At 60.5% G+C, this 5,694-nt stretch carries 7 protein-coding genes; all 7 read left to right on the top strand.

The features are described 5' to 3' along the window. The coding region (locus Q0341_RS14100) for a 1-acyl-sn-glycerol-3-phosphate acyltransferase (RefSeq protein ID WP_299514583.1) at positions 1-557 on the top strand (557 nt) is incomplete at its 5' end. 28 nt (positions 558-585) lie between these two features. Continuing rightward, complete coding sequence (gene hemF / locus Q0341_RS14095; protein WP_299514581.1) at positions 586-1,506, top strand: oxygen-dependent coproporphyrinogen oxidase; 921 nt, start codon at positions 586-588, stop codon at positions 1,504-1,506. Beyond that, positions 1,503-2,162 (top strand): nicotinate (nicotinamide) nucleotide adenylyltransferase, encoded by a 660-nt coding sequence (gene nadD / locus Q0341_RS14090; protein WP_299514578.1) that lies wholly within the window; start codon positions 1,503-1,505, stop codon positions 2,160-2,162. The genes hemF and nadD overlap by 4 nt, the downstream gene beginning before the upstream one ends. Then, on the top strand, positions 2,162-2,941 hold the full coding sequence (gene rsfS, locus Q0341_RS14085) for a ribosome silencing factor (RefSeq protein ID WP_299514576.1): 780 nt from the start codon (positions 2,162-2,164) through the stop codon (positions 2,939-2,941). The genes nadD and rsfS overlap by 1 nt, the downstream gene beginning before the upstream one ends. Before the next feature lie 6 nt (positions 2,942-2,947). Continuing rightward, a complete protein-coding gene (rlmH, locus tag Q0341_RS14080; protein ID WP_299514574.1) occupies positions 2,948-3,415 on the top strand; it encodes a 23S rRNA (pseudouridine(1915)-N(3))-methyltransferase RlmH in 468 nt (155 codons plus the stop codon). Further along, positions 3,412-4,014 carry a Maf family protein gene (locus tag Q0341_RS14075; protein WP_299514572.1) on the top strand — a complete coding sequence of 201 codons (603 nt, stop codon included), beginning with the start codon at positions 3,412-3,414 and terminating at the stop codon, positions 4,012-4,014. The genes rlmH and Q0341_RS14075 overlap by 4 nt, the downstream gene beginning before the upstream one ends. Positions 4,015-4,093: 79 nt before the next feature. Further along, the gene (gene rng / locus Q0341_RS14070; protein ID WP_299514570.1) at positions 4,094-5,566 is read left to right on the top strand and encodes a ribonuclease G; all 1,473 of its coding nucleotides are present in this window, start codon (positions 4,094-4,096) and stop codon (positions 5,564-5,566) included. Positions 5,567-5,694: the final 128 nt, after the last annotated feature.

Raw genomic sequence — 5,694 nt, 5'->3', positions numbered from 1 at the left:
AGGGCGTGGCCATTGTGTACCCGCACACCAGCAATTGGGATTTCCCAATCGGCATGCTGGCCAAATGGGCGATGGGCATTCCGGCGCACTTCTGGGGCAAGGATTCCTTGTTCAAGATCCCAGTGTTGGGCACCTGGATGCGTTGGGTAGGCGGCATTCCTATAAACCGCAGCTCCTCCCGTGGTGTGGTGGGCCAAATGGTGCACGTTTTTGAGCAGCACAAACAAGCAGACCAGCTGCTTTGGTTGGGTTTGGCCCCGGAAGGTACACGCAGCCACACCCCCGGCTGGCGCAGTGGTTTTTACCAATTGGCGGTTGGCGCGGACGTGCCTTTGGCATTGGTCAAGCTCGACTGGGGGCGGCGGCGCTTCAGCGTGGTGGATTTTTATCAACTGACCGGGCAAGTGGCGCAAGATTACGCCCACATGGCCCAGGTTTTTGAAGGTGTTCAAGGCTTTCATGCCCACCAGATGGCGCCGATCACGCCTTGGAGCCCAGCCATGCCCGCATCCTCAACACCGCCTCAAGATGCGAGGTCAACCTCGCCCCATGCTTGAGCCCTTTCACCGTCAGCACCCTTATTCCATGAGCACAACTTTTGACATCGATGCGGTTAAAAACTATCTGTTGAGCCTGCAGTCCCGCATCACCGGGGCTTTGACCGAGTTGGATGGCACCCCTTTTCTGTCCGACGCCTGGGAAAAAGGACCAGGAGAAAAACTCCAAGGCCGTGGCATCACCCAGATTCTGGAGGGGGGGCCGGTCTTTGAGCGAGCTGGTTGTGGCTTTTCGCACGTCACAGGGCCGCAGTTGCCACCTTCGGCCACGCAGCACCGCCCCGAGCTGTCGGGGTCGGCTTTTGAAGCCATGGGCATGTCCCTGGTGTTTCACCCGCGCAACCCGTATGTACCTACGGTGCACATGAACGTGCGCATGATCGCCGCCAAGCCCGAGGGCAGGGCGCCCGTGGCCTGGTTTGGTGGCGGCATGGACCTCACACCCTATTACGGCTTTGACGAAGACGCGGTGCATTTCCACCAGACTTGCAAGGATGCCCTGACCCCATTTGGTGAGGGGCTGCACCCGCGCTTCAAGACATGGTGTGACGACTATTTCTGCAACAAGCACCGCCACGAGCAGCGCGGTGTGGGGGGTATTTTCTTTGACGACTTTTCTGAATTGGGCATGGACCAAAGCTTTGCCATGATGCAAAGCGTGGGGGATGCGCTGCTGACGGCCTACATGCCGATCGTGCTGCGCCGTCAGGACACCGCCTATGGTGAGCGCGAGCGCGACTTTCAGCTCTACCGCCGCGGTCGCTATGTCGAGTTCAACTTGGTCTGGGACCGGGGCACGCATTTCGGCTTGCAATCGGGCGGGCGCACCGAGTCGATCTTGCTGTCTATGCCGCCCGAGGTGCGCTGGTCTTACCAAAGGCAAGACGCGCCCGGCTCTGCGGAGGCACAACTGCTCAGCCATTTTCTGGTGCCCAAGGATTGGGTTTGAGCCTGGCGTCTGCCATGTCCAACGCAACGCCCTGTGTGCAGCGCTTGGGTATTTTTGGAGGCGCATTTGACCCCCCACACATGGCCCATGTGGCTTTGGTCGAAGCCGCCACGGCCCAGCTGCAACTCGATCAGGTGCAAGTCTTGCCTACTGGCCAGGCCTGGCACAAACCGCGTGACTTGAGCCCAGCCGCACACCGGCTCGCCATGACCCGCCTGGCCTATGGGCATTTGCCGCAGGTGGTTGTGGACGACCGTGAAATGCGCCGCACCGGCCCCAGCTACACGGTGGACACGCTGCGCGAATTGGCGGCCAAATACCCGCAGGCGCAGCTGTATTTGTTGCTCGGTGATGACCAGCGGCGGTCCCTGTCATCTTGGCACCAAATCGGTGAAATCGGGCGCATCGCTATAATCTGCGCCGCAAGCCGTGATCTGTCCGTGCGGGCGTGGAACGAGGACTTGCGCGCCCCCGCTTCACCCCCACCCATTTCTGACACGCTGCAAGCGCGCATTCGGTCTCTGGACATGCCGCTGATGCCTCACAGTGCCACGGACATCCGTGTGCTGGCGGCCGCAGAGCAGGCCCTGACCGGTCTGGTACCCCCCGCTGTTGAGCGCTACATTCACGAACACCACCTTTACAGGCCCCATTGATGACCGAAAACGCAGCCAAAAAAGACATTCGAAAACTCCAGCGAACCATTGTGGACGCGCTCGAGGACGTCAAGGCCCAAGAGATCCAGGTGTTTGACACCGAGCACCTTTCCTCCTTGTTTGAGCGGGTCATCATTGCCTCGGGTACTTCTAACCGCCAGACCAAAGCCTTGGCCGCCAGCGTGCGTGACAAAGTACGCAACGCCGGCTTTGGCAAACCCCGCATTGAGGGCGAAGACAATGGCGAGTGGATCATTGTCGATTGCGGCCCAGCCGTGGTGCACGTCATGCAGCCCACCATCCGCACTTATTACAACCTGGAAGAAATCTGGGGTGGAACACCGGTGCGTTTGAAGTTTGGCGCACCCAAGCCCGAGGCGACGGCCGAGGTCAAAGGCCACATCAAGAATTCCGTGGCCAAAAAAGCCGCCAGCAAAACCTCCAGCGCCAAGCCTGCTGCCAAAACCAAGCCCGCCCTGAAGGCCCCGGCCAAAACCAGCAAGCCTGCCGCCAAAGCGGCACCAAAATCATCACCAAAACCAGCGGCTAAAACGGCGTCCAAGACCACTGCCAAATCGGTTGTCAAAACAGCGGCCAAGCCGGCGTCCAAAACGGCTGCCAAGACCGCCGTCAAGTCCGTGGGCAAACCCAGCAGTCCCACCAGCAAACCCACCCTGAAAACAGTGGGCAAGCCTACGGCCAAGTCTGCCAAGCCTGCTGCCAAAAAAGCACCGGCCCGCAAGCCGGTGCAAGCGGCCAGCCGACGCAAAGCCGATTGACCTTGCATGAAGCTGCTGATCGTGGCGGTTGGTCTGCGCGTGCCAGACTGGGCGCAGACCGCTTGGGACGATTACGCCAAACGCTTCCCGCCTGAGCTCAAGGTCGAGCTCAAGGCGGTGAAAACAGAGCCTCGTGGCTCCAAAACGCTGCCCAACCTTTACGCGGCCGAGCGCCAGCGCATCGAAGCGGCCATTCCCCGTGGCACCCGCATCGTGGTGCTCGACGAGCGCGGGACCTCTTTGACGACTCAGGCCTTGGCCACCCGCCTGACCAACTGGCAGTTGGGCGGCGACGATGTGGCTTTGGTGATTGGCGGTCCTGATGGGCTGGAACCCGAATTCCGTCAAACGGCACACGAACGCATCCGCCTGTCTGACCTGACCTTGCCCCACGCCATGGCCCGGGTGCTGTTGATCGAGCAGCTCTACCGCGCCTGGTCCATCAACGCCAATCACCCTTACCACCGCGAATGAGCGACTTCATTTACCTCGCCTCTCAAAGCCCCCGGCGCAGCCAATTGCTGGACCAAATCGGTGTGGTCCACCGGCTGCTGCTGGCCGGTCCCGATGAAGACGCCGAATCCTTAGAGGATGTGCACGGGGCAGAAGCGCCAGCGCGTTATGTGGCGCGGGTCACAGGCCTCAAACTTGATGCCGCCGTGCAGCGCTTGAAACGCCAGGGCTTGCCCGCCGCTCCGGTGCTGTGCGCCGACACCACCGTCTGTCTGGGCCGTGACATCTTGGGCAAACCGGCTGACCCCGCCGATGCCTTGCGCATGCTCAAGCGGCTGTCAGGACAGTCGCACCGGGTTTTGACCGCAGTGGCCATTCAAAAAGGCCGCCAGCGCGTTTGCGCGGTGTCCGAATCTTGGGTGCGCTTTGCCCCCATGACGACTGCGCAAATCAAAGCCTATGTGGCTACGGGTGAGCCCATGGGCAAGGCTGGCGCTTATGGGGTGCAGGGCAGGGCAGCGGCCCATATTGAACAGATCAAAGGCACTTATTCAGGCATCATGGGTCTGCCGCTCTTTGAGACCGCAGCCTTGCTGCGCGCATGCGGCGTGCGCTGTTGAGCAATCCTCTGCTACCCAGTGCCGACGACTATTGGCCGTTTCTCGCTTGCTTTTCACTTTCCCCCATCTGATGCCCTCCATGCAACAAGATATTTTGGTCAATTGGTCTCCCCAGGAAACCCGGGTCGCGGTGGTGGAGTTTGGCGCAGTGCAAGAGTTGCACGTCGAGCGCACGCTCGAGCGCGGTCTGGTGGGCAATGTTTATTTGGGCAAAGTCTCTCGGGTGTTGCCCGGCATGCAATCGGCGTTCATCGACATTGGCTTGGACAAGGCGGCCTTTTTGCATGTGGCCGATGTGTGGCAAAAGCACGCCGAAGGCGAGGCCGCAGCCGCCCGCACGGGCCAGCCGCTGGTGCCGATTGAAAAACAGGTGTTCGAGGGCCGCGCCATCATGGTGCAAGTCATCAAGGACCCCATGGGCACCAAGGGTGCACGCCTGTCTACGCAAATCAGCATTGCCGGCCGGCATCTGGTGTTCTTGCCCCAAGACGACCACATTGGCGTGTCGCAAAAAATCCCTTCAGACCAGCGCGATGCGCTGCGCCAAAGGGTGCAAGCCTTGGTCGGCACGGCCGGGGGCGGCTTTATTTTGCGCACCAATGCCGAAGATTCGAGCGACGAAGAATTGCAAGAAGACATTGCCTACCTGCGCAAGACCTGGGCCCGCATCAAAGAAGCCTCCTTGCGGCTGCCGCCCACCTCGATCCTGCATCAGGACTTGACGCTGTTGCAACGCGTGTTGCGCGACCTGGTGGGGGAGGCCACACAAAGCATTCGCATTGACTCGCAAGAGCAGTTTGCCAAGCTGCAGAACTTTGGTCTGGAGTTCATGCCCAAAGCGGCCGAGCGCCTGCAGCTGTACAAAGGTGAGCGCCCGATTTTTGACCTGTACGCCATTGACGAGGAGATCGCCAAGGCCTTGGGCCGGCGGGTGGACCTCAAGTCGGGGGGGTACCTGATCATTGACCAAACCGAGGCCTTGACCACGGTGGACGTGAACACAGGTGGTTATGTCGGAGCGCGTAATTTTGAGGACACGATTTTCAAGACGAACTTGGAGGCGGCCCAGGCCATTGCGCGGCAACTGCGCCTGCGCAACTTGGGCGGCATCATCATTGCCGACTTCATCGACATGGCGCGTGCCGAGCACCAGGATGCGGTGCTGGGCGAGTTCCGCAAACAACTCGCGCGCGACCGCGTCAAGACCATGGCTGGGGGATTTTCGTCGCTGGGCTTGCTGGAGATGACACGCAAGCGCACCCGCGAATCTTTGGCCCACATGCTGTGCGAACCTTGCCCGAGTTGCCAGGGTAAGGGCATTGTCAAGACGCCGCGCTCGGTGGTCTACGACATATTGCGCGAGATCCTGCGCGAAGCGCGTCAGTTCAACCCACGCGAGTTCCGCATCGTGGCCACTTCGGCCGTGATCGATTTGCTGTTGGACGAAGAAAGCCAGCACTTGGCGGGTTTATCGGACTTCATTGCCAAACCCATTTCACTGCAAGTCGAGGCCAGTTTGGGGCCTGAGCAATACGACATCGTGCTGCTCTGAGGCCTCTCAGGCCTTCAGCTCAGGTGCCCATTCACCACGATGGTGCAGTCGCGCATAAGCGCCACCGCGTGCCAGCAACTCGGCGGGCGCGCCTTGCTCGACGATGTGGCCACGCTCCATCACGATAA

Source organism: uncultured Limnohabitans sp. (genome assembly GCF_937889215.1).
In the GTDB taxonomy this organism is placed as follows: Bacteria; Pseudomonadota; Gammaproteobacteria; order Burkholderiales; family Burkholderiaceae_C; genus Limnohabitans_A.
This window is presented reverse-complemented; position numbering and strand designations above follow the sequence as displayed.